The following is a 25,343-nucleotide window of genomic DNA, read 5'->3' as shown; positions in this document are numbered from 1 at the left end:
GGCGATACCGTCGCCCGATGCGCGCCGCCGACCGTCCCGCCGACCTTCGCCGTGATCTCGTCGTCTCGGGGGAGATCCACTACTTCCGTCTCGATCCGGCCGAGTGGGCCGACCGACTCGACACCGCCCTGCGCACCGGCGTGACGGCGATCGCGACCTACGTCCCGTGGCTCGTCCACGAACTGCCCGACGGCTCCTTCGACTTCGGCGAGCGGCATGCGCATTTAGACCTGGGCCGCTTCCTCGGTCTGTGCGCGGAGCGCGGCCTGGCGGTCATCGCGCGGCCCGGCCCGTTCGTGATGGCCGAGTTGAAGAACGAGGGCCTCGGCTACTCCGTGCTGCGGCGGCATCCCGAGATCCGCGCGATCGGCTGGGACGCGCAGACGCGGCCCGAGACGATCGTCGACTACCTCCACCCCGCCTACCTCGCGGCCGCGGACGGCTGGTTCGACGCCGTGATCCCCCTTCTTGCGGCGCGCACGGTCGACCGCGGCGGTCCGATCGTCGGCATCCAGCTCGACAACGAGATCGGGATGCTGCCCTGGGTGACGAACAGCCCCGACCTCTCGGACCGGACCGTCGCGGAGCTCGTGCAGAGCCTCATCGCGGCGAGCTCGCCGGCGGCGGTCCAGGCCCGGTACGGCGTCGGCCCGACATCCTTCCATGTGGCGGACCCGGAGACGTGGGGCCCGGCGCTCCGCTCGCCCGTCGAGGAGCAGGTGCTCGCGCTGCACCGTGACCTCGGCCGCTTCACGCGCGACCGCTACGCCCGCTATGTGCAGCACCTTCGGGACGGCGTGCGCGCCCGCGGCGTCGGTGGCGACGTGCCGCTGCTCGTGAACGTCCACGGGTGCTGGGGGGAGCGCGCCACGATGTTCCCCCTCGGGATCTCGCAGCTGCACCGCACGTGGTCCGACGGGGCGACCGTCCCCGGCACCGACATCTACATCGGCGACCTCGACCTCGACACCCTCCCGGGGCTGTGGGCGTCGACGGCGTTCCTCGCGGCAACCTGCCGGGAAGATCAGCCGTACGGAGTGCTCGAGTTCGAGGTCGGCTCGGGGGACTACGGCGAGGCCCTCGACGTCACGACCGGGCCCGAGGCCGCGGGGCTCAAGTTGCAGCTCGCGATCGCGCAGGGCAGCTCGCTCGTCAACTACTACCTGCTGGCGGGCGGCCGGAACCCTGAGCTGTTCGAACCCGTCGGCGACGGCAACGACCGCATCGCCTTCACGGGCGAGCGGCACGGGTTCGCGGCGCCGATCCAGCCCGAGGGCGACCTCGCCCCGTGGTTCGCCGAGACCGTGCACCTGACCGAGGCAGTGACGGACGCCGCCGAGCTGCTGCGCGCGGCGCGGCCCGAGCGCCCGCCGGTGACGATCGGATTCGTCGTCGACCACTACATGACGGAGTACCGCTACCCGGGGTCGCCTCGCGAGGCGGAGTTCGTCGCCGAGCTCGAACGCTTCCGCGGTTCGGGTCCGCGCGAGATCATGACCCGCGCGCTCGCGGTCGGCGGATACGCACCCGACGCGACCCTGATCGACGGACCGGACGCGTTCGCCGACCTGCCGAACGACCGGGTGCTCGCGCTGGCCCCGACGCCGTTCCTCGACGACGACGTCCAGGGCGCGCTCGCCGACTGGGTGCGTCGCGGCGGCCGATTGCTGCTGAGCGGGCCGATTCCCCAGCACGACATGGAGGGGCGACCCGCGACCGCCCTGCTGGACGCGCTCGGACTGGATGCCGGCGTGCGCGACGAATCGGGTCTGCACGCCATGACCTACGCGGCGACACCCGGTCGCACGCCCTTCGTCGCCCCCACGGCGACCGCCGACGGCCCGGTCTGGCGCGGTGCCGAGGTCGCCGTCGGGTTCGCTCAGCCGCTCATCGCGCGTCGAGCGGATGCCGGTGTCACGCCGCTCGCGCACCTCGCCCGCAGCGGCGAGCCCTGCGTCGTCGAGGTGCCGCTCGGCGCCGGGCGCGTCGTGGTGGCGGCGACGGACCTGCCGTGTCTGCCGGAGATCTGGGACGCCCTGCTCGCACGCCTCGACGCCGCGCCCGCCGTTCGGATCACGTCGGACAGCCGCGGTGTCGTCGCGGTGCCGTGCCGCACCTCGGACGGCGTCGAGGTCGTGCACGTCATCAACGTGTCGCCGTGGGACACCTCGGTCGCGCTCGAACGCGACGGGAGACCGCTGACCGACGAGCCGTTCGCACTCGCGCGGCGCAGCGGGACATGGCTCGTCCGTCACCCCGGTGAGACGGCGGCGCGCCTCGCCTACCGCGGTCTCCGGGACTGAGACTCGCGGTCAGTCGGCGCCGAAGTCGAACGACGCCGACTCGCCGGCCTCGTCGAACGCCTCGGCGAGACCCTCGCGCTCCTCGTCGAACGGCTGCGCGTGCCCCGTGATGGCGGCTGCGCCGCCGCGCTCGAGGTCGCCCACGAGCTCGCCGGTCGCGCCGCCGATGAGGCCGAGCGAGACGAAGTGCTCCAGGCGGGCGCGGGAGTCGGCGATGTCGAGGTTGCGCATCGTCAGCTGCCCGATGCGGTCGGTCGGGCCGAACGCGGCGTCGCCGACGCGCTCCATCGACAGCTTCTCGGGTGAGTACGAGAGGTTGCGGCTCTCCGTGTTCAGGATCGTGTAGTCCTCGCCGCGGCGCAGACGCAGCGTGACCGTGCCGCTGATCGCCGAGCCGACCCACCGCTGGATCGACTCGCGCAGCATGAAGGACTGCGGCTCGAGCCAGCGGCCCTCGTACATCAGGCGACCGAGACGCCGACCCTGCTCGTGGTAGGTGGCGAGGGTGTCCTCGTTGAGGATGCCGTTGACCAGGCGCTCGTACGCGATGAACAGCAGCGCCATGCCCGGTGCCTCGTAGACGCCGCGGGACTTCGCCTCGATGATGCGGTTCTCGATCTGGTCGCTCATGCCGAGGCCGTGGCGCCCGCCGATCGCGTTGGCCTCCATGACCAGGGCCACGGCATCCGAGTACTCGACGCCGTTGATCGCGACGGGGCGACCCGCCTCGAAGGTGACGGACACGTCCTCGGTCTCGATCTCGACAGCGGGGTCCCAGAAGCGGACGCCCATGATGGGCTCGACGATCTCGAGCGAGACGTCGAGGTGCTCGAGCGTCTTCGCCTCGTGGGTCGCGCCCCAGATGTTCGCGTCGGTCGAGTACGCCTTCTCGACGGAGTCGCGGTAGGGGAAACCGTGCGCGACGAGCCACTCGCTCATCTCGGTGCGACCGCCGAGCTCGGTGACGAAGTCGGCATCCAGCCACGGCTTGTAGATGCGCAGCGCGGGGTTCGCCAGCAGGCCGTAGCGGTAGAACCGCTCGATGTCGTTGCCCTTGTACGTGGAGCCGTCGCCCCAGATGTCGACGCCGTCCTCCTTCATAGCGCGCACCAGCATGGTGCCGGTGACTGCGCGGCCGATCGGCGTCGTGTTGAAGTAGGTGCGTCCGCCCGAGCGGATGTGGAAGGCGCCGCACGAGAGGGCGACGAGGCCCTCCTCGACCATCATCGGCTTGCAGTCGATGAGGCGCGATCCCTCGGCGCCGTACTGGAGCGCGCGGCCGGGGATCGAGGCGATGTCGTCCTCGTCGTACTGGCCGAGGTCGCCGGTGTAGGTGAAGGGGACGGCGCCCTTGTCGCGCATCCAGGCGACCGCGACCGAGGTGTCGAGACCCCCCGAGAAGGCGATGCCGACGCGCTCGCCGACGGGCAGGGACTGGAGGACCTTCGACATGGCCTCCATCCTATCGAGCGGGCGGTCGGGCCTCCGGCGCGGTTACGCCCCGGCCGTGCAGCGGAGATCCGCCCGACGCGCCGGTGAGCGGATGCCGCGGCGCCGCGTGTCTGCGAAGATCCGCGTCGATTGGCACGGGGGGCCGAGATGTGAGTGCTCACATGGGAGCGGGCCGCCACCGAGAAGACCCGGGCACCCGCGTCCGACAACGGCGCTGCGTTACCGGAATGTTATCGCTCACAATCTAGCGCTGCAAGAAATGTGAAGGCTAACATTCGAGCATCCGAGAGCCAGGGCGGCCCGGAACACCGGCGGTGAGCCGGACCCGAACAAGGAGGTTTTGGGATGAAGAAGAGCGTTTTCGCGGCAGCGGCCATGTTGGGGGCATTCGCGCTCGTCGCAACCGGCTGCGCAGGCGGTGCAGCACCCGGTGCCGGTGGCAACGGCGGTGGCGGTGGTGACGACGTCATCAAGGTCGGCTTCGCACAGACCGGATCCGAGTCGGGCTGGCGCGCCGCCAACACCGAGTCGATGAAGAATGCCTTCTCGGCGGAGAACGGCTTCGAGCTGATCTTCAACGCGGCCGACAACAAGCAGGAGGCGCAGATCTCCGCCGTCCGCAACTTCATCAACCAGGGTGTCGACGCCATCGTCATCGCCCCCATCACGGTCGACGGCTGGGACGACGTCCTGACCGAGGCGAAGGATGCCGGGATCCCCGTCATCCTCGAAGACCGCACCGTCTCGGCCAGTGACGACCTCTACGCCTCGTGGGTCGGCCTCGACTTCGAGCAGGAGGGTCGCACCGCCGGCGAGTGGGTCAAGGAGAACTTCGACGGCAAGGGCGCGAACCTCGTCGTCCTGGAGGGCACAACCGGTTCGTCGGCCGCGCTCGACCGGGCGACGGGCTTCAACGAGGCGATCGAAGGCACCGACGTCAACGTGCTCGACTCGCAGACCGGCGACTTCACCCGTGACGGCGGCAAGAAGGTCATGGAGGGCTACCTCCAGAAGTACGGCAAGGACATCAACGTCCTGTTTGCGCACAACGACGACATGGGCCTGGGTGCGCTCGACGCCATCAAGGCCGCCGGTCTGACCCCCGGCAAGGACATCCAGATCGTCACGATCGACGCGGTGAAGGACGGCATGACCGCCCTCGCGGGCGGCGAGTTCAACTTCATCGTCGAGTGCAACCCGCTCCTCGGTGACAAGGCCGCCGAGCTCGTCAAGGCCGTCGTCGCCGGCGACGAGGTCGAGAAGCGCACGATCGTCGAGGACCAGTCGTTCACGCAGGAGCAGGCCGCCGAGGTCCTCGACTCCCGCCCCTACTGATCGACGAAACCCCACGGTCCGTACGGATCACCGAACCACCGCCGGGGACCGGATTCCGGTCCCCGGCGGTCACCACGGAAAGGTGCGCGTCATGGTCGATGTCGCAGCCACGCCGGAGTCCCCGGCCACCGTCCCCGCGCACGACGAGGTCGTGCGGATGCGGGACGTCACCATCCGGTTCCCCGGCGTCCTCGCCCTGGACCGGGTCGACCTGACGCTGCGGGCCGGCGAGGTCCACACCCTCATGGGTGAGAACGGAGCCGGCAAGTCGACCCTCATCAAGGCGCTGACCGGTGTCTACGCCATCGACGGTGGGACGATCGAGGTGGCCGGCGAGCAGCGGGTGTTCCGCTCGACGGCCGACGCCGAGGCATCCGGGATCTCCACGGTCTACCAGGAGGTCAACCTCTGCACCAACCTCTCGGTCGGCGAGAACGTCATGCTCGGGCGCGAGGTGCGCCGGGCCGGCTTCATCGACTGGCGTGCCACCCACCGCGAGGCGACGCGGTACCTCGCCGCTCTCGGGCTCGACATCGATCCCCGCTCGGCGCTCTCCTCGCACTCGATCGCCGTCCAGCAGCTCGTCGCCATCAGCCGCGCGACCGTCGCCGACGCCCGCGTGCTCGTCCTCGACGAGCCCACGTCGAGCCTCGACCGCAGCGAGGTCGAGCAGCTGTTCGCCGTCGTCCGGGGCCTTCGCGACCGCGGCGTCGCCATCCTCTTCGTCACGCACTTCCTCGATCAGGTCTACGAGATCTCCGACCGCCTGACGGTGCTGCGCAACGGCCAGCTCGTGGGGGAGTACCTGCCCGCCGAGCTTCCCCGCGGCGAGCTCATCGCCAAGATGATCGGCCGGCAGCTCGACGAGCTCGAGGCCCTCTCGCGGACCTCCGAGCGCGAGATCGACCGCACCGCGACACCGGTCCTGCGGATCGCCGGTCTCGGACGCAAGAACGTCATCGAGCCGGTCGACATGGAGGTCTACGAGGGCGAAGTGGTCGGCATCGCGGGCCTGCTCGGCTCGGGGCGGAGCGAACTCGTCCGTCTCGTCTACGGCGCCGACCGCGCCGACGCGGGCAGCCACGAGGTGCGGGGGGATGCCGCCCGCATCACCAACCCGCGAAACGCCATCGACAAGCGCATCGCCTTCTCGAGCGAGGACCGTCGCGCCGAGGGAATCATCGCCGACCTCACCGTCGCCGAGAACATCGTCCTCGGCATCCAGGCCAAGCGCGGCGCGATGCGTCCCATCGGCAAGGTCGAGCGCGACGCCATCGTCTCGGAGTACATCTCCGCGCTCGGCGTCCGCCCCGCCGATCCGAACGCGCTCGTGCGCAACCTCTCGGGTGGCAACCAGCAGAAGGTGCTGCTCGCGCGGTGGCTCGCCACGGCGCCGCAGCTGATCATCCTCGACGAGCCCACGCGCGGCATCGACGTCGGTGCGAAGGCCGACATCCAGCGCAAGGTCGCCGAGCTCTCGGCGGAGGGTCTCTCCGTCGTCTTCATCTCCTCGGAGCTCGAGGAGGTCGTCCGCATCGCGCAGCGCATCGTGGTGCTGCGCGACCGTTCTAAGATCGGCGAACTGGACGCCACCGACGTGACGGTCGACGACCTCGTCGCCCTCATCGCGCAAGAGTCCGGCGAGACGACGACGTCTCGCCTCAACCCGGAGACAGCGGCATGAACCCGACCCTGAAGCGCTTCCTGGCGCACCGTCTCGTCTGGCCGATCGCGGCACTGCTCGTGCTCGTGATCGTCAACACGATCGCCCGTCCCTCGTTCATCTCGATCACGGTGCAGAACGGTCAGCTCTACGGGCCGCTCATCGACATCCTGCGCAACAGCGCACCGCTCATGCTGGTCGCGCTCGGCATGACGCTCGTCATCGCGACGCGCGGCATCGACCTCTCGGTCGGCGCGATCATGGCGGTGTCGGGCGCGGTGGCGCTGACGTTCATCTCGTCGTCGCCGGCCCCCGAGGACCTCTCGACGGTGCTCATCGCGATCGCGCTCGCCGTCGGGGTCGCCCTCGTGCTCGGCGTCTGGAACGGCTTCCTCGTCGCGGTCGTCGGCGTCCAGCCGATCATCGCGACCCTCGTCCTGATGCTCGCCGGCCGCGGCGTCGCCCTCCTCATCACGGGCGGCTTCATCACGACGATCACGAGTGCGCCCTATCGATTCATGGCCCAGGGATACCTCGTCGGGCTGCCGTTCGCGTTCTACGTCTCGGTCATCGCGATCGTGATCGTGGCGGTCCTGCAGCGGCGCACGGCGCTGGGCGTCCTCACCGAGGCGGTCGGCATCAACCCTGAGGCGAGCCGCCTCGCGGGAGTGCGCTCGCGCGGCATCATCTGGGGCGCGTACGCGGCGAGCGGCCTGCTGGCGGGGTTCGCCGGCATCCTCTACTCGTCCAACATCATGGCGGCCGACGCGAACGCGGCCGGCCTCTACATCGAGCTCGACGCGATCCTCGCCGTCGTCCTCGGCGGCACGAGCCTCATGGGCGGCAAGTTCACGATCGCAGGCACCGTCGTCGGCGTCTTCACGATCCAGACGCTGAAGGCCACGATCACCTTCCTCGGGGTGCCGCCGGCGGTCAGCCCGCTGTTCCTCGCGATCGTCGTCGTGATCGTCGTGCTCGTGCAGTCGCCGCGGACGCGGTCGCTGTTCGCCAAGGGGGCCGATGCCGTCCGGGGCGGAACCCGTCGCACCGCGGAGGTGGCCTCGTGAGCGCGATCACCGCAGACCCCGGTCGTACCGGCGGGTTCGCCGACACGGTGCAGCGCTTCCGCAGCCGGCACGCGTCGTGGGTGCCCGTCTTCGCCGCCGTCGTCATCCTCGTCGCAATGCTCATCGGGGCGCAGGCCTACTTCGGCAACTTCGTGACCCCGCGCGTGCTGTCCGCCCTCCTGCTCGACAACGCGTACCTGCTGATCCTCGCCGTGGGCATGACCTTCGTCATCCTCACCGGTGGCATCGACCTCTCCGTCGGCGCGGTGATGGCGTTCACCGGCATGCTGGGGGCCAGCATGCTGAGCCAGGGGATGCCGGTGGCCCTCGTCATCCCGGTCATGCTCGTCCTTGGGGCGCTCATGGGTCTGTTCGTCGGGGTGCTCGTGCAGTACTTCGGGGTGCAGCCGTTCATCGCCTCGCTCGCGGCCATGTTCGCGGCCCGCGGTCTCGCGTTCATGGTGAGCCTGTCGTCCATTCGTGTCGAGGAGCCGGCGATCCTGTGGCTGCAGTCGACCCGCATGCAGGGAGGGCCGGGCAGCTTCTACCTGACGCCGACCGGCATCCTGGCGCTGCTGGTCGTGCTGGCCGGCATCCTGATCCTGCAGTTCACCCGCTTCGGACGCACGATCTACGCCATCGGCGGCAACGAGCAGTCGGCGCGTCTCATGGGCCTGCCGGTCGTCCGGACGAAGCTCCTCGCCTACGTCATCAGCGGTGTCTGCGCCGGACTCGCGGGGGTCGTCTTCACGGCGTACACCGGGGCGTCCTACCCGTTGAACGGCATCGGGACCGAGCTCGACACCATCGCCGCGGTGGTGATCGGCGGCACCCTCCTCACCGGTGGCAGCGGATTCGTCCTCGGCTCGATGATCGGCGTGTTCGTCTACGGCACGATCAAGACGGTCATCTCGTTCCTCGGTGTCGACCAGTCGTGGACCCGCATCACGATCGGTGCGCTCCTGCTCGTCTTCGTCGTCGTGCAGCGCTTGCTCGTGGCGCGGACGGCGAGAACGTCGCGGTGAACCTCGGGGGAGGTCCGCCGCGGGCATGATGGTCCGTATGGATGCGCGCGAAGCAGCGGTCGCGCCGGTCGTCGAGGTGACCGGCGCGACCGTTCGCTTCGGTGCCGAGACGGTGCTCGACGCCGTCGACTTCCGGTTGCTGCCCGGCGAGGTCCATTCGCTCATGGGCGAGAACGGCGCCGGGAAGTCGACGCTCATCAAGGCGATCACGGGTGCGCTCCGGCCGGATGCCGGGACGCTCCGCGTGGGCGGCGAGGCGGTGCACTTCGGCTCGCCCGCCGATGCGCTCGCCGCGGGGATCAGCGCCGTCTACCAGGAGATCGACCTGCTGCCGAACCTCTCGGTCGGCGAGAACGTGCTGCTCGGTCGCGAGAGCCGGCGGCTCGGCGCCATCGACTGGCGCGAGACGCACCGCCGCGCGGGCGCGATCCTCGAAGGTCTCGGACTGGACATCGACCCGCGCACGCGTCTGTCACGGCACTCGCTCGCGATCCAGCAGCTCGTCGCGATCGCGCGGGCCATCTCGGTCGACGCTCGCGTCGTCGTGCTCGACGAGCCGACCTCGAGCCTCGACCTCGACGAAGTCGCCGAGCTCTTCCGCGTCATCCGCGAACTCACCTCCCGCGGCGTCGCCGTGCTGTTCGTCTCGCACTTCCTCGACCAGGTGTACGAGATCTGCGACCGCATCACGGTGCTCCGGGGCGGCCGCCTGATCGGCGAGTACGTGCCGACCGAGCTGCTGCGCATCGACCTCGTCGAGAAGATGCTCGGACGCGGCGCCGACGAGCTCGACGTCCATCCGCGGGAGGATGCCGCGGCATCGGCGCCCGTGGCCCTCGCCGGACGCGACCTCGCCTCGGGGACGGGGCTCACCGCGGCGACCCTGACGATCGGCGAGGGCGAGGTCGTCGGCCTCGCCGGGCTCCTCGGCTCAGGCCGATCCGAGCTGGCCCGTGCGCTGACCGGGGTGGACCGACCGAATGCCGGTGGGATCGAGGTGCGCGGCACGCCCGCGGTGCTGGCGACGCCCCGCCGGGCGATCGGTCAGGGCATCGTCTACTCGTCCGAGAACCGGCGGACCGAGGGCATCATCGGCGAGCTCAGCGTGCAGGACAACATCACGCTCGCGCTGCAGGCGGACCGCGGCATCCTGCACCGCCTGTCGCGCGCACGCCGACGTGAACTCGCCCTCAGCTGGATCGAGGCCCTCGACATCCGCCCGGCGGACCCGGATCGTCCGGCGGGCACCCTCTCCGGCGGCAATCAGCAGAAGGTGCTGCTCGCCCGCCTGCTCGCCCTCTCGCCGAGGGTGCTCGTTCTCGACGAGCCGACCCGCGGCATCGACGTCGGCGCGAAAGTCGAGATCCAGCGGCTCGTCGCCGACCTCGCCGACAACGGTCTGTCGGTGCTCTTCATCTCGGCGGAGCTCGAGGAGGTCTTGCGGGTCTCCAACCGGATCGCGATCATGCGCGGCGGTCGACTCGTCGACACCATCCCGGCGGACTCGCTCACCGTCGACTCGCTGCTGGCGCTCGTCGCGCGCCCCGAGGACGAGTCGTGAGCGACGAGCGCGGCGCGAAGTCCGCCAACATCTTCGACGTCGCGCGCCTGGCCGGCGTCTCGCACCAGACCGTGTCGCGGGTGCTGAACGACCTGCCGAACGTCCGCCCCGCGACGCGCGCCCGCGTCGAGCAGGCGATGGCGCAGCTGCGCTACAGCCCGTCGCCGGCCGCGCGCGCCCTGGTCACCAAGCGCACCCGGACCATCGGCCTGATCACACCGGGCACGGCGGACTTCGGTCCGACGTCGATCGCGATGCACTTCAACGTCGCGGCCCGGGTCGAGCGCTACTCCGTCGACTCGGTGACGGCTCCCGACACCGATCCGGCGAGCGTCCGGTCGGTCGTCGAGGGTCTGCTGCGGCAGCGCGTGGATGCGATCGTGCTGGTCGTCACCGACCTGGGGGTCCTCGAAGTCGTGCGCGGCCTCGACCTCGGGGTCCCCATGGTCGCCGCCGCGGCGACGCAGCGCCGCCATCCGCAGCTCGTCTCGATCGACCAGTACCGTGGCGCGCGGTCGGCGGTGCGTCATCTCGCGGAACTGGGGCATCGCCGCATTCAGCACATCGCGGGCCCTGCCCGCAACCCGGATGCGGTCGAGCGCATCCGCGGCTGGCGGGACGAGCTCGCGGCCCGTCAGCTGACCGTGATCGCGCCGGCCCACGGTGACTGGACAGCAGCCAGCGGCGCCGAGATCGGTCGGGCGCTTGAGCTGGCGCCGGGCGATGCCGTCTTCGCCGGCAACGACCACATGGCCATCGGCCTGCTGTCGGCACTGCGGTCGCGCGGTCTGCGGGTGCCCGAAGACATCGCCGTGGTGGGCTTCGACGACGTGCCGGAAGCCGCCTACCTCTCGCCGCCGCTCACGACCGTGCGGCAGGACTTCCGCGCCCTCGGCGAGCTCATGATGCAGAAGGTCCTCCTCGCCGTCGAGGAGCCGGATGGGCTCACCGAGGACACCCCGCTGCCGACGCACCTGATCGTGCGGGAATCCTCGCGGCGCTGACGCCCGGCTCGCGCGATCAGACGGCGGCGGCGGTCCTCGACGAGCGTCCGCGCAGACGCCCGACCGCGACGATGATCGCGCCGACGACGACGAAGGTCACGGCGATGCCGGCGACGTAGGCCCACACGCCGCCCCACCCGGCGACGCCGTTCGGGTTGAGGAATGGATAGGGGTACCAGAACGCGACGCCGCGCACCGGGTCGGTGACGAACGGTCCGCGGATCAACGTGTAGACGATCCAGAGGATCGGCACGGCCAGGATGACGAGGACAGAGCGCCATCGGAGGGCGCGGTGGGTGGGAGCCACGAACAGGTCGACCACCAGGAACAGCGGTGCGACGACGTGGAGGATCTCGTTGGCCCAGGCGACGTGGTCATCCGCGGTCGGCAGGCCGCGCAGCAGCAGGTTGTAGACCACGCCGGTGATCGCGAGATAGGTGGTGGCTGCGGCGAGGGCCACCGCGATTCCGCGCGGCTCGCGGTCCTCGTGCGGCGGCCGCATGAAGAACCAGATCACCGCCGCCAGCAGGGAGATGGCCCCGACGAGGTTCGACAGGATCGTGAAGAAGCTGAAGAAGTTCGCGATCGTGGTCGTCACGTCGCGGTCGTTCGCGATTGCCAAGCGGATCGTGGTGACGAATTGTCCGACGACGGCGATCATCAGGACCGCAGCGGCGAGCAGCCTGACGACCGACCACACCGTCGGCCAGGTTCGGGTGCGCATGACCGAACCCTAGCGCGCGGCCCGGGAATCCGGGCCGCGCGCAGCCGAAGGTCGTCAGCCCTTGACGACGGGGACGACGAGGCCTCCCCAGGTCTCGTTCTCGAAGTCGGCCGTCTCCTGCGAGGTCAGCAGCTCGTAGAGCTTCTGCACGCGCGCGTCGTCCTCGAGCTCGGGCCGGGTCGCGAGGACGTTGTAGTACGGGCTGTCCTCGCCTTCGAGCAGGATCGCCTTGTCGCTCGTGAGGCCTGCGGGCAGCGCGAAGGAGATCGTGACGAAGGCGGCATCCACGTCGGGCAGCGCCTGCGGGAGTGTGGCGTTCTCAATCTCGCGGAACTCGAAGTCCTTGGGGTTCGCGGTGATGCCGCTCAGGTCGACGACGTCGTCGTCCACCTCGATGAGGCCCTCGGATGCCAGGAGCTTCAGCGCACGTCCCTCGTTGGTCGGGTCGTTCGGGATCGCGATGCTCGCACCGTCGGCGAGCTCGTCCAGGCTCGACACCTTGTCGGAGTAGAACGCGGCGCTCGGCAGGTACGCCTCGCCGACACTGACCAGTTCGCCGCCGGCCTGCTCATTGAAGGTCTCGAGGAAGGTCGCGTTCTGGAACAGGTTCGCGTCGATCGAGCCGTCGGCCAGCGCCGTGTTGGGCGTGTTGTAGTCGGTGAAGGGCACGAACTCGATCGTCAGCCCCGCCTCCTTGGCGCTCGTCTCGGCGATGTGGTTGAGGATGTCGCCCGCGGGCGTCTGCAGCGCGCCGACCTTGAGCGTGCCGAGGTCGTCGCCCTCGCCTTCGCCACCGGCGGAGGGGGTCGTCGAGGCGCAGCCCGAGAGCAGGAGCGCGGTGGCGGCGGCGGAGGCCAGGAGGGCGGTACGGAGGGGGCGGGACATGGGATGCCTTTCGTCGATGGTGCGGGGGACCGGCGTCGGGGCGGCCGGAGGTTCGAGGGTCGGGTCAGACGGCGGATGCCGCGGCGACGCGCACGCCGCGGCGGGTACCACGGCGGCCGAGACGCCTCGCACCCCAGGCGGCGAGGCTCTGCAGCACCATGACGATCGCGAAGATGATGACGATGACCGCGACGATGTGGATCCAGCTGTACTGCTGATAGCCGTAGCGGATCGCGACGTCGCCGAGGCCGCCACCGGCGACCGTGCCGACCATCGCCGAGAAGTTGATGATCGATGTGACGGTGGTCGACAGGCCCAGCAGGGCGGCGGGTGCGGCTTCGGGGAGCAGGACCTTCGTCACGAGCTGCCACCGGCTCGCGCCGAGCGAGGAGGCGACCTCGAGCAGACCCGGGTCGACCTCTTTGACCGCGATCTCGACCATGCGGGCGAAGAACGGGATCGCGACGGCCGACAGGGGCACGATGGCCGCGGTCGATCCGATGAAGGTGCCGACTATGGCCCGGGTGACGGGGATCAGGGCGACCATCAGGATGATGAACGGCACCGAGCGGCCGAAGTTGACGATGAAGTCGAGGGTGCGGTTGATCGCGACACCGGCGGCGCGCGATCCGAACGGGCGCTCGAGGAAGCGCCCCGCCTCGGTGCCGACGAGGACGACACCGAGGGGGAGCCCGACGACGATCGTCACGAGCAGGGCGACGCCGACCATGTAGAGGGTCTCGCCGGTCGCCTTGAGGAGGACGTCGATCAGCTGCTGGTTCATGCGGCCACCCCCTGGAGGACCTCGATGAGCAGGCCCTGTGCGCGCAGGTCGGCGATGACGGCTGCCGCGACGTGGCCGGGGACCTCGAGCCGTGTGCGGCCGGCCTGCGTCCCCGCGATGCGCTCGACGACCGCGCCGAGGATAGAGACATCGGCGTCGTGGTCGCGGGCGAGACGTGCGATGACCGGACGATCGGCGGTGCCGCCCGCGAAGGTGATGTCGATGACGGTCGCGTCGGCCGGTACGCCGTCGGGTACGGGGCCGAGGGGGAACAGCTGCGAGGTGAGGCGCGAGCCGGGTGTGCGGATGACGTCGACCAGGCGTCCCTGTTCCACGACGCGGCCCTGTTCGAGCAGGGCGGCCGAATGGCAGCTGGACTTCACGACGTCCATCTCGTGCGTGATGAGCAGGACGGTGAGCCCGAGCTCCTCGTTGATGCGGCGGTAGAGGTCGAGGATCGACTCGGTCGTCTCGGGGTCGAGGGCGCTCGTCGCCTCGTCCGAGAGGAGCACGCTCGGCCGCGTGGCGAGGGCGCGGGCGATGCCGACGCGTTGCTGCTGACCGCCCGAGAGCTCGTGGATGGAGGCGTCGGCGCGGTGACCGAGCCCCACGAGGTCGAGCATCTCCTGCGCGCGGTCCCGACGTGCGCTGCGGGAGCCGCCGTCCAGTTCGAGGGCGAGCTCGACGTTGCCGCGCACGGTGCGGCTGCTGAGAAGGTTGAACCGCTGGAAGACCATGCCGATCCGTCGACGTGCGGCGCGGAGCTCGGTCTCGCCGAGGGCGGTGAGCTCGACGTCGTCGACCGTCACGGTGCCGCGGTCGGGCCGCTCGAGGAGGTTGACGATCCGCGCGAGGGTGCTTTTGCCGGCGCCGCTCTGACCGACGATGCCGAACACCTCGCCGGTGGGGATGGTCAGCGAGACGTCGTCCACGGCGGGTACGCCGCCGTAGTGCTTCGAGACCTGATCGAGCGCGATCAACGGCCGTCCTCTCGGATGCGGGGTGGGGATCATCGGGCAGCGAGTGCGCCCAGTCCCTTCGATGCAACCGAATCGGTGCCGCCTGCGACAAATCGTGTGACGCCGCGTTGCGCCGCCGGTTGCGGCGGCTCGAGGCGTCGACCCCGCCCGATAGGATGGGGTGTAACCGTCCGATAACGGGGGAGAGCCCATGCCAGGCATCGTGATCGTCGGCGTTCAATGGGGAGACGAGGGCAAGGGCAAAGCCACCGACCTCCTGGGTGAGCGCACCGACTGGGTCGTCAAGTTCAACGGCGGCAACAACGCCGGCCACACCGTGGTGATCGGCGACGAGAAGTACGCCCTGCACCTGCTGCCCAGCGGCATCCTGTCGCCCGGGGTCAACGCCGTCATCGGCAACGGTGTGGTCATCGACCTCGAGGTCCTCTTCGCCGAGCTGGGCGCACTGCAGGCCCGCGGCGTCGACGTCTCGCGCCTCAAGGTGAGCGCCAACGCGCACATCATCACGCAGTACCACCGCACCCTCGACAAGGTGACCGAGCGGTTCCTCGGCAAGCGCATGATCGGCACCACGGGACGCGGCATCGGCCCGACCTACGCCGACAAGATCAACCGCACCGGCATCCGCGTGCAGGACCTGTTCGACGAGAACATCCTGCGCCAGAAGGTCGAGGGCGCCCTCGACCAGAAGAACCACCTGCTGGTGAAGGTCTTCAACCGCCGCGCCATCACGGTCGACGAGGTGGTCGAGGACCTCCTGTCGTACGCCGACCGCCTGCGTCCGATGGTCGCCGACACCGGCCTGCTGCTGAGCGATGCGCTCGACGCCGGCGATGTCGTCGTCTTCGAAGGCGGCCAGGCGACCATGCTCGACATCGACCACGGCACCTACCCGTTCGTCACGTCCTCGTCGGCGACCGCGGGCGGCGCCTCGACCGGATCAGGCGTCGGACCGAACCGCCTCGATCGCATCGTCGGCATCGTGAAGGCCTACACGACGCGCGTCGGCTCCGGGCCCTTCCCGACGGAGCTCTTCGACGAGAACGGCGACTTCCTGCGCTCGCGCGGGTTCGAGTTCGGCACGACCACCGGCCGCCCGCGCCGCGTCGGCTGGTACGACGCCCCGATCACCCGCTACGCGACCCGCATCAACGGGATCACCGACCTCGTCCTCACCAAGCTCGACATCCTCACGGGGCTGAAGGAGATCCCCGTCTGCGTCGCGTACGACGTCGACGGGCAGCGCTTCGACGAGGTGCCCGTCAACCAGACCGACTTCCACCACGCGACGCCGATCCTCGAGAACTTCCCCGGCTGGAGCGAGGACATCTCCACCGCGCGCACGTTCGAGGATCTGCCGCAGACGGCGCAGGACTACGTGCTCGCGCTCGAGAGGATGAGCGGCACGCGCATCTCGGTCATCGGCGTCGGAGCCGCGCGCGACGCGGTCATCGTGCGCCACGACCTGCTCGACTGACCCGTGCGGTTCCTGCTCGGCGGGTACTCCGCCGACATGGGCGGGTCGGCGACGGGCATCGGACTGCTGGATGCCGGCACCGCCGACTCGCCGCTGGCGAGCGGCCCGCTGGGATTCGGCGGCGACATCGCCGCGGCGGAATCACCGTCGTGGATCACGCGGCATCCGTCGCTCGACGTCGTCTACGCGACGCTCGAAGGCCGCGGAGCCGTCCGCGCGTACCTCCGGACCGGTGAACGGACCTTCGTCCCGCTCGGTCACGAGGTCGTCGTGGGCGACAGCCCCTGCCACGTGCTCGCCCTCGAGGACGCGCTGATCGTCTCCTGCTACGGCGACGGCGCGGTCGTCCGCGTCGGGCTCGCACCGGACGGTCGTCCGGGAACCGCGCGAGCCTGGACCGGCGTCGCCGAGGGCGGCCCGACATCCGATGTCGCCGCTGCCGCCCGCGCCCTTCGCGCGGCGGCCGGGGCGGAGTATGCGCACCTCATCCCGCACGCCGATGACGAGACGGATGCCGCGGGCCGGACGTCCCCTGCGCACCAGGCCGCCGGCCGCCCCTCCCACGCGCACCAGGCGGCGTCGCTGCCGGGAGGCGTCATCGCGACCTCGGATCTCGGTCTCGACCTCGTCCGGTTCTGGCGCGGCGGCCGCGAGGCGCAGCGTCTCGTCCTGCCGACGGGCACCGGACCGCGACACCTGCGTGTTCACCCGAGCGGCCACCTGTACGTCGTGACGGAGTACTCCGGTGAGGTGTTCGCGCTCGCTCCGGACGCCCAGGGGGAGTGGCGCCTCGTCGGCGGAGCGCAGCTGGGTGCCTTCCCGGGTGACATGGGGGCCGAGCTCGCGATGTCCTCAGACGGCGTGCACCTGTATGCGGGCCTCCGGGGCAGTGACACGATCGCGACCGTCAAGGTGCGCGGTGGCGGCGAGACGCTGCAGCCGGTCGCGCTCGCCGAATCCGGCACATCGTGGCCGCGCCATCACGTCGTGGCGCGGGACACCCTGCTGGTCGCGGGGCAGCGGGCCGACGAGGTCGTCTCGCTGGCGATCGACGGACGCACCGGGGTCCCGGGGCGGGTCCGGCACCGGACAATAGCACCGTCGCCGACGGCGCTCCTACCCTTCTCCGCCTGACCAGCGTCCCCGGTAACGTGTCGGGGCGGAGGGGGAACATGAGCGCGGGCGGTCAGACGGGCGCGAGCCGGACGGCGATCGCGCGGCTGGGTGGATTCACCGCCTTCGTCTGGATCGCGGGCCTGGTCGTGGCGGGAATCGTCGCGCTCGTCTACGCGGACGAAGGCGGCTTCGACCCGGGCCCCGTCGGTGCCGACGCGGACTACGCGCTGGAGCCCTGGACGAGTCCGGACCCGATCGTCGCGGACGATCTCGGCGGGGGAGTCTACGAGGGGCCGGACGGGGCGGTCATCCGCCTCTCCGGTCTCGATGTCGACACCCCCGTCGTCCTGACCCCCGAGGATGCGACGTACATCGGCAGCGTGCGGGTCACCGGTCCCGGCGGACGCATCGTGACGGAGGGCGAGTACGGTGAGCCGCCACGATTCTTCTCCCTGGCCGACGATCGGGTCATCGTGCTGGTGGAGCAGCCGGACGTCGAGCTGTGGGTCGACGGCCTCAGCGACGAGACCTGGCGCGGGCGCGTGACGTTCGGCGGTCTCGGCTGGGTGAACGACGTCGCATCAGGCTTCGAGTCCGCGGTCTTCACCCACGCGGGCGAGGCGTCGACCGCGCGGCTCAGCGCACGCGGCGAGGGCAACGTCTCCATCCAGGTCGTCACGCCGCACGGCAGCGAGTACGCCTTCGACGGCGACGCGCCCCTCGACCAGTCGATCGCCTGGCCCGACGCGCCTCTCGTCGTCTTCTCCGTCGAGGCATGGGAGGACGCCGGCTGGCGTCTCGAGTTCCCGCCGTCCTCGCCGACGCCGACACCGACGTCCTCACCGACACCGACACCAGAGGCGACACCGTGACCACGGCGGATGCCCGGATCCGTCGCTTCTCGACGGTCACCTGGCTGGCGGGATCGGCCGTCGCGGTCGTGCTCGCCTTCGTCCTGCTGCCGGTCGTCGGGATCAACCCGCGCACCGGCGATCTCGTGTTCACCGACCCGAACCGGTACGAGAACGAGCCCTGGGACGACCCCGACGCCCAGGAGGTGCGGCTCCAGGGGGACGAGCTGATCGGCACCGCCGCGAGCGGCTTCCTCGACCTTCCGGCGGGCGACGACGTCTGGGTGGTCGGCCCGCTGACCGAGGGCGCGGACGACTACCTGAGCATCTACCAGCAGCCCGATGCCACAGTCGGTCTCGACGACGACCGACCCGACTACCTCGGACTCGTGAGCGGCAGTCGAAAGGTCACCGTCGTCTCCGCCGGGACGGACGGTCGCATGTGGTTCGCGCCCCGCCTGACCGACTGGCGGGCGACGGTCAGCCGTGAGACGCCGACACCCATCGAGGACGGCACCGCGACCGGAGAGGGCCCGGCGCTGCTGTCCTACGACGGCGACGCGCTGAGCGCGCGTTTCGTCTTCGACGGTGACGGCTTCTTCACGGTCGACGCCGCCTTCCCCGGCGAGGCGATCGACCTCGTCCGCGCCGTCGACGGTGTCGACATCCGGGAATCCTGGCCGGCGGAGGGGCGCGTGATCTTCCGGGTCGACGCGGACGAGGGCGCCGGGCGATGGACCATCACGCTGGACGAACCGGCATCCGGAACATCATGATCACGACAGGAAAGGGAACGGACGTGACCTTCGACGCCACGCTGGACGCCGCCTTCAAGGCGCGCCTGCCGCTGCTGTACCTCGAGACCGGTGAGGAGGTGCGTGCCGTGGCCGCGATCACCGATGCCGCCCACGCGCAGCGCAACCGCCGCGCGGTATGGACCTGGACCTCGGCGCTCGGGCTCATCGGCCCGGACGGCAAGAGCATCTCGAACACGACGAACCCGGCGCGGGCGCTGCAGCACGCCGCCGGGGTCACCGACCCGAGCGTGTTCATCTTCTGCGACCTGCACGCCTACTTCGGCGGCGAGCACCGGCAGGGCGACCCCGCCATCGTCCGCACCGTCCGCGAGACCGCGCTCGAGTTCCGGCACGGCGATGTCTCGCGCACCCTCGTCGTCACCGCACCCGTGCGGGTGATCCCGCCCGAGCTCGACGAGTTGACGCACCTGTTCGACTTCCCCCTGCCGACCGCCGCGGAGATCCGCGACCTGCTCGACACGATGATCGACAACAACGCCGGCGAGATCAGGGTCGCCGCCGACGACGCGGCCCGCGAGGCGCTCGTGCAGGCGGCGCTCGGGCTGACAATGGCCGAGGCCGAGAACGCTTTCGCGCGCGCGATGGTCAACGACGGACGGCTCACGGCCGACGACATCGGCATCGTGCTCGACGAGAAGCGTCAGGTGGTGCGCAAATCCGGCGTGCTCGAATTCGTCACCGCCGACATCGACCTCGACGACGTCGGCGGGCTCAACAATCTCAAGCGGTGGCTCGAGCGCCGGAACGGCTCGTGGTTGCCGAGCGCCCACGAGTACGGCCTGCCGGCTCCCAAGGGGGTGCTCATCACGGGTGTGCCCGGCTGCGGCAAGTCGCTCACCGCCAAGGCGACGGCGGCGTCGTGGGGGCTGCCGCTGCTGCGCCTCGACATCGGGCGCATCTTCTCCGGGCTGGTCGGGTCGAGCGAGCAGAACCTGCGCACCGCGATCGCGACCGCCGAGGCGGTGGCGCCCTGCATCCTGTGGGTCGACGAGATCGAGAAGGGCTTCTCGAACACGACCGGCCAGGGCGACTCGGGCACGACGGCGCGCGTGTTCGGAACGTTCCTCACGTGGATGCAGGAGAAGCGCCATCCCGTCTTCGTCGTCGCGACGGCGAACAACATCGACGCCCTGCCGCCCGAGTTCATGCGCAAGGGTCGCTTCGACGAGATCTTCTTCGTCGATCTGCCCACGGCCGTCGAGCGTGAGGCGATCTGGTCGCTGCAGCTCGCGGCGCACGCGACGCCTGCGAACGGGCTCACCGCGGTCGCCCAGGACCGCGGTGCGGTCTCGTCGCTGGTCGCCGCGAGCGAGAACCACTCCGGTGCCGAGATCGAGCAGGCCGTCGTGGCCGCGCTCTATGAGGGGTTCGGTGGCCGCAAGACCATCACCGCCGACATCGTCACGCGAGTGGTCGCGTCGATGATCCCGCTCGCGGTCACGCAGGCCGAGGAGGTCCAGCGCATCCGTGCATGGGCTGCCCAGCGCGCCGTGCGCGCGACCGGGGCAGAAGACCTCGACGCGCACGACACCCCCGCGGGCGACGAGGCTGACGGCATCCTGTCATCGCGTCGCGGTGGTCGGACTGTGGATTACTGAGGGGAGTCGGCATGAAGAAGCTCGTGGTGCAGCTGAAGGCGGACGGGTCCGTCGCCGCAGAGACGTTCGGCATGACCGGCCCGGAGTGCCTCGACTACATCGAGCAGCTCGAGGCGCTGCTCGACGCCGAGACGGCCTCGTCGCAGTTCACGGCGGACTACACCCGGGTCGCCGCGACGGCCGAGGACGAGCTGCGGCAGGAGGACCGGGGACGATGATCGTCGCGGAATCTCGGGGCGTGGGCGGGGAGCGGAGCCTCCTCGGCACGGCGCCGCCCCCGACGGGTGCCGAGTTCCTGCGGTGGTCGCGGTTCGTTCCCGCGACCGCGGCGGAGGGCCCGGGCGTTCGCGCCGCGGTCTGGGTGCAGGGCTGCGCCGTGCACTGCCCGGGGTGCTTCAACCCGCACCTCTGGGCGACCCGCGGCGCGCAGCTGGACGACCCGGCCGCGCTCGCTGCGGAGTGGGTCGATGCCGCCGTGTCCGCCGGCGCGGAGGGGATCACCCTCCTCGGCGGCGAGCCCTTCGATCAGGCCGCTGCGCTCGCCGTCGTGGCCGAGGCCTTCCGCCTCGCCGGCCTCGGTGTGATGGCGTTCTCGGGCTACACCCTCGAGCGGCTGCGGGAGTGGGGTCGGGATCGCCCTGACATCGCTCGACTGCTCGCCGCGACCGATCTGCTCTGCGACGGTCCGTATCTCGCCGACTCGCCCGACACGCGCCGGCCGTGGATCGGGTCGCGCAACCAGTCGATCCGCGCCCTCACTCCGCGGTACGCGGTCGAGGTCGAGCGGATCGCCCGCGACGGCGGTGGGGACGCCCTCGAGGTGCGCATCGGAGCCGACGGCTCCGTCGCGGTGAACGGCTGGGCGACGGATGCGGCGCTCGCCGCGCTGCTGGACGATCTGGGCGTGCGCGGAGACCGCGCCGCATCCCTCAGGAAGGAACCCTCCCGATGAGCATCTCGCTGATCCTCGTCCCCGCGGCGCTCGCCGCAGCGGCCGCCCTCGGCGGCACCGGTGTGATCGGTGCGGTCGCGCAGAGCAAGGACGCGACGACCGAGCCGGGGGCGCGGCCCGAAGCCGTCCCGATCGCGGTGCAGACGCGGATGAAGGACGCGAACCTCCTCGCCGCGGCCCTCGGCGACCTGGGCGCGACCGACGCATCGCTCGTGGACGGCGAGCTGAGTGCGACGGTCGACGGGCTCGAGCTCGTGATGTCGCGCACCGAGGACGACGTGTGGGGTGCCCACCTGTCGCGCCTCGACGGGCATGAGGTGTCCGAGGCCGAGGCGGCCGACCTCATGACCCGATTGGATGCCGCCTACGCACGGCACGTGCAGCAGGCCGTCGCCGAGCGCATCCGCGCCCGCGCCGACCAGGCCGGGTTCGAGTTGGTCTCCGAGACCCGCGACGAGGATGATACGGTCACGATGGTGCTGCACGTCCGGGACCAGGCGTGAGCACATCGCCGCGCGAGGCGGTGCCGACCTGGGGGTGGATGCTCGGCGTCAGCTCGTGGCTCGTGCCGGTGTTCTTCGGACCTGGATTCGCATGGATCGGCTTCCTCATCGTCGGCGCCGTCTCGCGGCGGCGGGCGGCATTCATCGCCGGCATCGCGAGCGGCGCGCTCGGGTTCACGGTTGCGATCGAGCTGTGGGGCGGGTTCAGTGCCGTCGTGGGCGCGGTCGTCCACCTCGCCGGGATCGTGGTCGCCCTCGCGCTCAACCCGGCCTGGCTGCGGACCCTGTGGGAGCGACGCGTCGCTCGGACGAGCAAGGCCCGCCCCGCCGCGTGGCGCCGAGCGGAGGAACCCGTGGCGGCATCCGCTCGTCCGTCCCGCCGCAGCCGTCGAGGCTCGAAGCGAGCGTCGAAGCCCGCGCCGCAGCCGCAGCAGAACCGGCTCGCGGACGCCGTCGGTGCGACGTCGGCCGATCTGCTGCAGACGAGCGAGCCGGCCGAGCCCGTCGACGTGCAGACGGCGTCGGCGGACGAGATCGCGGAGCTGCCCGGGATGAACCGGACCAAGGCCCGCCGTGCTGTGCGGGCGCGCACCACGCAGGGCGGGTTCGTCTCGGTCGAGCAGTTCGGCGAGGCGGCAGGGCTGCAGCCGCACGAGATCGTCCGACTGCGGACGGCGGCGACCTGCTCGCCGCGGCCGCGCGGGGAACGCCGCTTCGGGCGCCGCGTCGACATCTGACACCTTCGCGGTAAACGTTGCATTCCGCGGAGCGAGGGCGGAAGGATCGGGGAATGGCCGCATCCCCCCTCGAGCCGCTCGACCCGGCATCCCTCCCTCCGCGCGTCGATGTGAGCGACAACGCCGCCGCCCTCGCCGCCGTCCAGGCGGTCGTCGACGCGGGCCCGTACTCGGCGACGTGGGAGTCGCTCGGCGCGTACGAACCGCCGCTCTGGTACCGCGACGCGAAGTTCGGGATCTTCATCCACTGGGGCATCCCGTCTGTGCCCGCCCAGGGCGAGTGGTACTCGCGCACGATGTACCTCGAAGCCGACGGCGCCTTCGCGCACCACCGCGAGACCTACGGCCCGCACGACGAGTTCGGGTACAAGGACTTCATCCCGTCGTTCACGATGGAGCGCTACGACCCCGCCGAGTGGGCAGAGCTGTTCCGCCGCGCGGGCGCCCAGTTCGTCGTGCCCGTGGCGGAGCACCATGACGGCTTCACGATGTATGACACGGCGCGTTCGCGGTGGAGTGCGACGCAGATGGGCCCCCGCCGCGACGTGTTCGGCGACCTGATGACGGCCGTCGACGACACGTGGATGGTGCGCGGGGCGTCCTCGCACCGGGCGGAGCACTGGTTCTTCATGAACGGGGGGATGCGGTTCGACTCCGACGTCCGCGACGCGCGGTTCTCCGACTTCTACGGTCCCGCCCAGCGCGAGGAGACCGCCCCGAACGAGCTGTTCCTGGAGGACTGGCTGCTGCGGACGGTCGAGATCATCGACCGGTATCGGCCGCAGGTGCTGTGGTTCGACTGGTGGCTCGAGCAGCCCGCGTTCGAGCCGTACATCCGGCAGCTTGCGGCGTACTACTACAACCGCGGCCAGGAGTGGGGCCGTGGCGTCGTCATCAACTACAAGTGGACCGCGTTCGCCGAGGGCAGCGCCGTCTACGACATCGAACGCGGCGCGATGAGCGGCATCCGTCCCGACGTCTGGCAGAACGACACGTCGGTCGGCAAGACGTCGTGGGGCTGGATCGAGGACCACGACTACAAGACCCTCGACGACCTCGTCGGGGAGCTCGTGGACGTCGTGGCGAAGAACGGCAACCTGCTGCTGAACATCGGCCCGAAGGCCGACGGGACGATCGCCGAACCCGAGCGGGCGCTGCTCGAGGGCATCGGCGACTGGCTGACGGTCAACGGTGAGGCGATCTTCGGCTCGCGTCCGTGGCTGATTCCCGGCGAGGGGCCGACCGAGGTGGTCGCGGGGTCGATGATCGACGACGGCTTCGCCCCGTTCACGTCGGAGGACGTGCGCTTCACGACGCGCATCGACGTCACGGGCGACTACGTCTACGCGGTCGTGCTGCGGTGGCCGGAGGACGGCATGGCGACGATCCGCTCGTGGGGTCGCGGGAGCGGGCTGCTGGGCCGCCGGATCGCCGAGCTGACCGTGCTCGGCGCCGGTGCCGTCGAGTGGTCGCAGGGCGTCGATGCGCTCCGGGTCACGCTGCCCGAGACCGCGCCGTCCGAGGTCGGGGTGGTCGTGAAGGTGTGGCTCGCGCCCGAGCCCGTGCCGGCGCGCAAGGACTTCCTGCACGGCTGAGCGGCCGCGCCCGTCGCGATACGCTCGACGCCGGAGGAATCATGACCGACCCGAACGCCCAGCTGCAGATCCTGCGATCCAGCATCGACAACATCGATGCGGCCCTCGTCTTCATGCTCGCCGAGCGATTCCGCTGCACGAAGCAGGTGGGCGTCCTCAAGGCGGAGCACGGGATGCCGGCATCCGACCCGTCGCGCGAGGAGCAGCAGACCGCGCGCCTGCGTCGTCTCGCTCTCGAGGCGGACCTCGACCCCGAGTTCGCCGAGAAATGGTTCAACTTCGTCGTGGCCGAGGTCATCCGTCACCACACCGAGGCCGCCGAGGAGCGCTGAGCCCGGTCTGTGCTCCGCAGGCGTTCGCGGATGCGATGGATGTGCGGCGGCACGCCGACGGTGCAGCGGATGCCGCGGCGAGGCGCGCGGCATCCGTTGCATCCCGTGACGCATCGGCGCCGTCAGAACGCGGTGTCGGCGAAGTCGAGCTTGGTGATCCGGCCGCTGTCGTCGGTCCAGAACTGATACTCGAGCGCCACCACGCCGCCGGGGAAGTCCCCTTGGAGCCGGTACGACGCGCCGACCATGTCGTCGACCTCACGGGCGCCGAGGAACGTGACGGTCGTCGTGAAGAGGTCGATCGTCTCGTCGACCCAGGTGTCGATCTCCGCCCGCCCGCGGTGCGTGCGGCCTTCGTCCGACACCACCGCATCCTCGGTGAACAGCGCCTTCACCCCGCCCGCGTCGTGCGCCTGCCAGGCGTCCACGAACCCCCGCGCCGCGGTGGGCAGTTCCTGCATCTGGAGTGTCTTGCTCATGATGTCCATCCCTTCATCCACGAGTCGCCTCGTGGTCTGTGTGTGAATTACCGTCCCACAGGACAGTAATACCAAGAACTGTCGCTCGGGACAATAAATTCC

At 70.4% G+C, this 25,343-nt stretch carries 24 protein-coding genes; 18 read left to right on the top strand and 6 right to left on the bottom strand.

The window, feature by feature from the left end; all coding sequences use genetic code 11:
* Positions 1–17 precede the first annotated feature (17 nt).
* Complete coding sequence (locus tag AB0259_RS09995) at positions 18–2,303, top strand: beta-galactosidase (RefSeq protein ID WP_366221936.1); 2,286 nt, start codon at positions 18–20, stop codon at positions 2,301–2,303.
* 9 nt (positions 2,304–2,312) lie between these two features.
* Here AB0259_RS09995 and argG read toward each other — a convergent pair whose 3' ends face one another.
* Positions 2,313–3,755: an argininosuccinate synthase gene (gene argG, locus AB0259_RS09990; RefSeq protein ID WP_251577427.1), complete on the bottom strand. Its 1,443-nt coding sequence runs from the start codon at positions 3,753–3,755 to the stop codon at positions 2,313–2,315.
* Between the two features lie 345 nt (positions 3,756–4,100).
* Here argG and AB0259_RS09985 point away from each other — a divergent pair, with 345 nt between their 5' ends.
* The 6 genes from AB0259_RS09985 (at position 4,101) to AB0259_RS09960 (ending at position 11,410) form a co-directional block, all read left to right on the top strand.
* A complete protein-coding gene (locus AB0259_RS09985) occupies positions 4,101–5,090 on the top strand; it encodes an ABC transporter substrate-binding protein (RefSeq protein ID WP_366221939.1) in 990 nt (329 codons plus the stop codon).
* A gap of 91 nt (positions 5,091–5,181) precedes the next feature.
* On the top strand, positions 5,182–6,774 hold the full coding sequence (locus tag AB0259_RS09980; protein ID WP_366221941.1) for a sugar ABC transporter ATP-binding protein: 1,593 nt from the start codon (positions 5,182–5,184) through the stop codon (positions 6,772–6,774).
* Entirely contained in the window at positions 6,771–7,820 is a 1,050-nt protein-coding gene (locus tag AB0259_RS09975) for an ABC transporter permease (protein ID WP_251577433.1), read from the top strand. Before AB0259_RS09980 ends, AB0259_RS09975 begins: the two co-directional genes overlap by 4 nt.
* Positions 7,817–8,845 carry a sugar ABC transporter permease YjfF gene (locus AB0259_RS09970; protein WP_366221943.1) on the top strand — a complete coding sequence of 343 codons (1,029 nt, stop codon included), beginning with the start codon at positions 7,817–7,819 and terminating at the stop codon, positions 8,843–8,845. Before AB0259_RS09975 ends, AB0259_RS09970 begins: the two co-directional genes overlap by 4 nt.
* A gap of 37 nt (positions 8,846–8,882) precedes the next feature.
* Entirely contained in the window at positions 8,883–10,406 is a 1,524-nt protein-coding gene (locus AB0259_RS09965) for a sugar ABC transporter ATP-binding protein (protein WP_366221945.1), read from the top strand.
* Complete coding sequence (locus AB0259_RS09960; protein WP_251577439.1) at positions 10,403–11,410, top strand: LacI family DNA-binding transcriptional regulator; 1,008 nt, start codon at positions 10,403–10,405, stop codon at positions 11,408–11,410. The genes AB0259_RS09965 and AB0259_RS09960 overlap by 4 nt, the downstream gene beginning before the upstream one ends.
* A gap of 16 nt (positions 11,411–11,426) precedes the next feature.
* Here AB0259_RS09960 and AB0259_RS09955 read toward each other — a convergent pair whose 3' ends face one another.
* The 4 genes from AB0259_RS09955 to AB0259_RS09940 all read right to left on the bottom strand — a co-directional run bounded on the left by AB0259_RS09955 (position 11,427) and on the right by AB0259_RS09940 (position 14,783).
* A complete protein-coding gene (locus AB0259_RS09955) occupies positions 11,427–12,134 on the bottom strand; it encodes a Pr6Pr family membrane protein (protein ID WP_366221948.1) in 708 nt (235 codons plus the stop codon).
* Between the two features lie 54 nt (positions 12,135–12,188).
* Positions 12,189–13,019, bottom strand: a complete 831-nt coding sequence (locus AB0259_RS09950) for a MetQ/NlpA family ABC transporter substrate-binding protein (protein ID WP_366221950.1) — start codon at positions 13,017–13,019, stop codon at positions 12,189–12,191.
* Positions 13,020–13,083: 64 nt separating this feature from the next.
* On the bottom strand, positions 13,084–13,803 hold the full coding sequence (locus AB0259_RS09945; protein WP_251577445.1) for a methionine ABC transporter permease: 720 nt from the start codon (positions 13,801–13,803) through the stop codon (positions 13,084–13,086).
* Positions 13,800–14,783, bottom strand: coding sequence for an ATP-binding cassette domain-containing protein (locus AB0259_RS09940; protein ID WP_251577447.1), 984 nt, complete (start codon positions 14,781–14,783; stop codon positions 13,800–13,802). Before AB0259_RS09940 ends, AB0259_RS09945 begins: the two co-directional genes overlap by 4 nt.
* Before the next feature lie 190 nt (positions 14,784–14,973).
* Here AB0259_RS09940 and AB0259_RS09935 point away from each other — a divergent pair, with 190 nt between their 5' ends.
* From AB0259_RS09935 to AB0259_RS09885, 11 genes are read left to right on the top strand one after another with little or no spacing between them, the layout of a single operon-like run.
* The gene (locus AB0259_RS09935; RefSeq protein WP_251577448.1) at positions 14,974–16,260 is read left to right on the top strand and encodes an adenylosuccinate synthase; all 1,287 of its coding nucleotides are present in this window, start codon (positions 14,974–14,976) and stop codon (positions 16,258–16,260) included.
* 3 nt (positions 16,261–16,263) lie between these two features.
* Positions 16,264–17,394, top strand: coding sequence for a beta-propeller fold lactonase family protein (locus AB0259_RS09930; RefSeq protein ID WP_366221954.1), 1,131 nt, complete (start codon positions 16,264–16,266; stop codon positions 17,392–17,394).
* A gap of 38 nt (positions 17,395–17,432) precedes the next feature.
* Positions 17,433–18,248 carry a hypothetical protein gene (locus AB0259_RS09925; protein WP_251577452.1) on the top strand — a complete coding sequence of 272 codons (816 nt, stop codon included), beginning with the start codon at positions 17,433–17,435 and terminating at the stop codon, positions 18,246–18,248.
* Positions 18,245–19,003 carry a hypothetical protein gene (locus AB0259_RS09920; RefSeq protein ID WP_366235819.1) on the top strand — a complete coding sequence of 253 codons (759 nt, stop codon included), beginning with the start codon at positions 18,245–18,247 and terminating at the stop codon, positions 19,001–19,003. The genes AB0259_RS09925 and AB0259_RS09920 overlap by 4 nt, the downstream gene beginning before the upstream one ends.
* Before the next feature lie 23 nt (positions 19,004–19,026).
* Positions 19,027–20,643 (top strand): AAA family ATPase, encoded by a 1,617-nt coding sequence (locus tag AB0259_RS09915; RefSeq protein ID WP_366221958.1) that lies wholly within the window; start codon positions 19,027–19,029, stop codon positions 20,641–20,643.
* A gap of 11 nt (positions 20,644–20,654) precedes the next feature.
* Positions 20,655–20,861 carry a DUF2997 domain-containing protein gene (locus AB0259_RS09910; RefSeq protein WP_366221960.1) on the top strand — a complete coding sequence of 69 codons (207 nt, stop codon included), beginning with the start codon at positions 20,655–20,657 and terminating at the stop codon, positions 20,859–20,861.
* Positions 20,858–21,595 carry a 4Fe-4S single cluster domain-containing protein gene (locus tag AB0259_RS09905; RefSeq protein ID WP_366221962.1) on the top strand — a complete coding sequence of 246 codons (738 nt, stop codon included), beginning with the start codon at positions 20,858–20,860 and terminating at the stop codon, positions 21,593–21,595. Before AB0259_RS09910 ends, AB0259_RS09905 begins: the two co-directional genes overlap by 4 nt.
* On the top strand, positions 21,592–22,098 hold the full coding sequence (locus tag AB0259_RS09900; RefSeq protein WP_366221964.1) for a hypothetical protein: 507 nt from the start codon (positions 21,592–21,594) through the stop codon (positions 22,096–22,098). Before AB0259_RS09905 ends, AB0259_RS09900 begins: the two co-directional genes overlap by 4 nt.
* On the top strand, positions 22,095–22,835 hold the full coding sequence (locus tag AB0259_RS09895; RefSeq protein WP_366221966.1) for a helix-hairpin-helix domain-containing protein: 741 nt from the start codon (positions 22,095–22,097) through the stop codon (positions 22,833–22,835). Before AB0259_RS09900 ends, AB0259_RS09895 begins: the two co-directional genes overlap by 4 nt.
* A gap of 53 nt (positions 22,836–22,888) precedes the next feature.
* Complete coding sequence (locus tag AB0259_RS09890; RefSeq protein ID WP_366221968.1) at positions 22,889–24,430, top strand: alpha-L-fucosidase; 1,542 nt, start codon at positions 22,889–22,891, stop codon at positions 24,428–24,430.
* Positions 24,431–24,471: 41 nt separating this feature from the next.
* Positions 24,472–24,762, top strand: coding sequence for a chorismate mutase (locus AB0259_RS09885; RefSeq protein WP_251577468.1), 291 nt, complete (start codon positions 24,472–24,474; stop codon positions 24,760–24,762).
* A 122-nt stretch (positions 24,763–24,884) separates the two neighbouring features.
* Here the strand turns inward: AB0259_RS09885 and AB0259_RS09880 are convergent, their stop codons facing one another.
* Positions 24,885–25,241 (bottom strand): nuclear transport factor 2 family protein, encoded by a 357-nt coding sequence (locus AB0259_RS09880; RefSeq protein ID WP_251577470.1) that lies wholly within the window; start codon positions 25,239–25,241, stop codon positions 24,885–24,887.
* Positions 25,242–25,343: the final 102 nt, after the last annotated feature.

It is taken from the genome of Microbacterium sp. NPDC080005 (assembly GCF_040702445.1).
GTDB lineage: Bacteria > Actinomycetota > Actinomycetes > Actinomycetales > Microbacteriaceae > Microbacterium > Microbacterium oleivorans_D.
The sequence above is the reverse complement of the archived record's forward strand: the minus strand, read 5'-3'. Positions and strand labels throughout refer to the sequence as shown.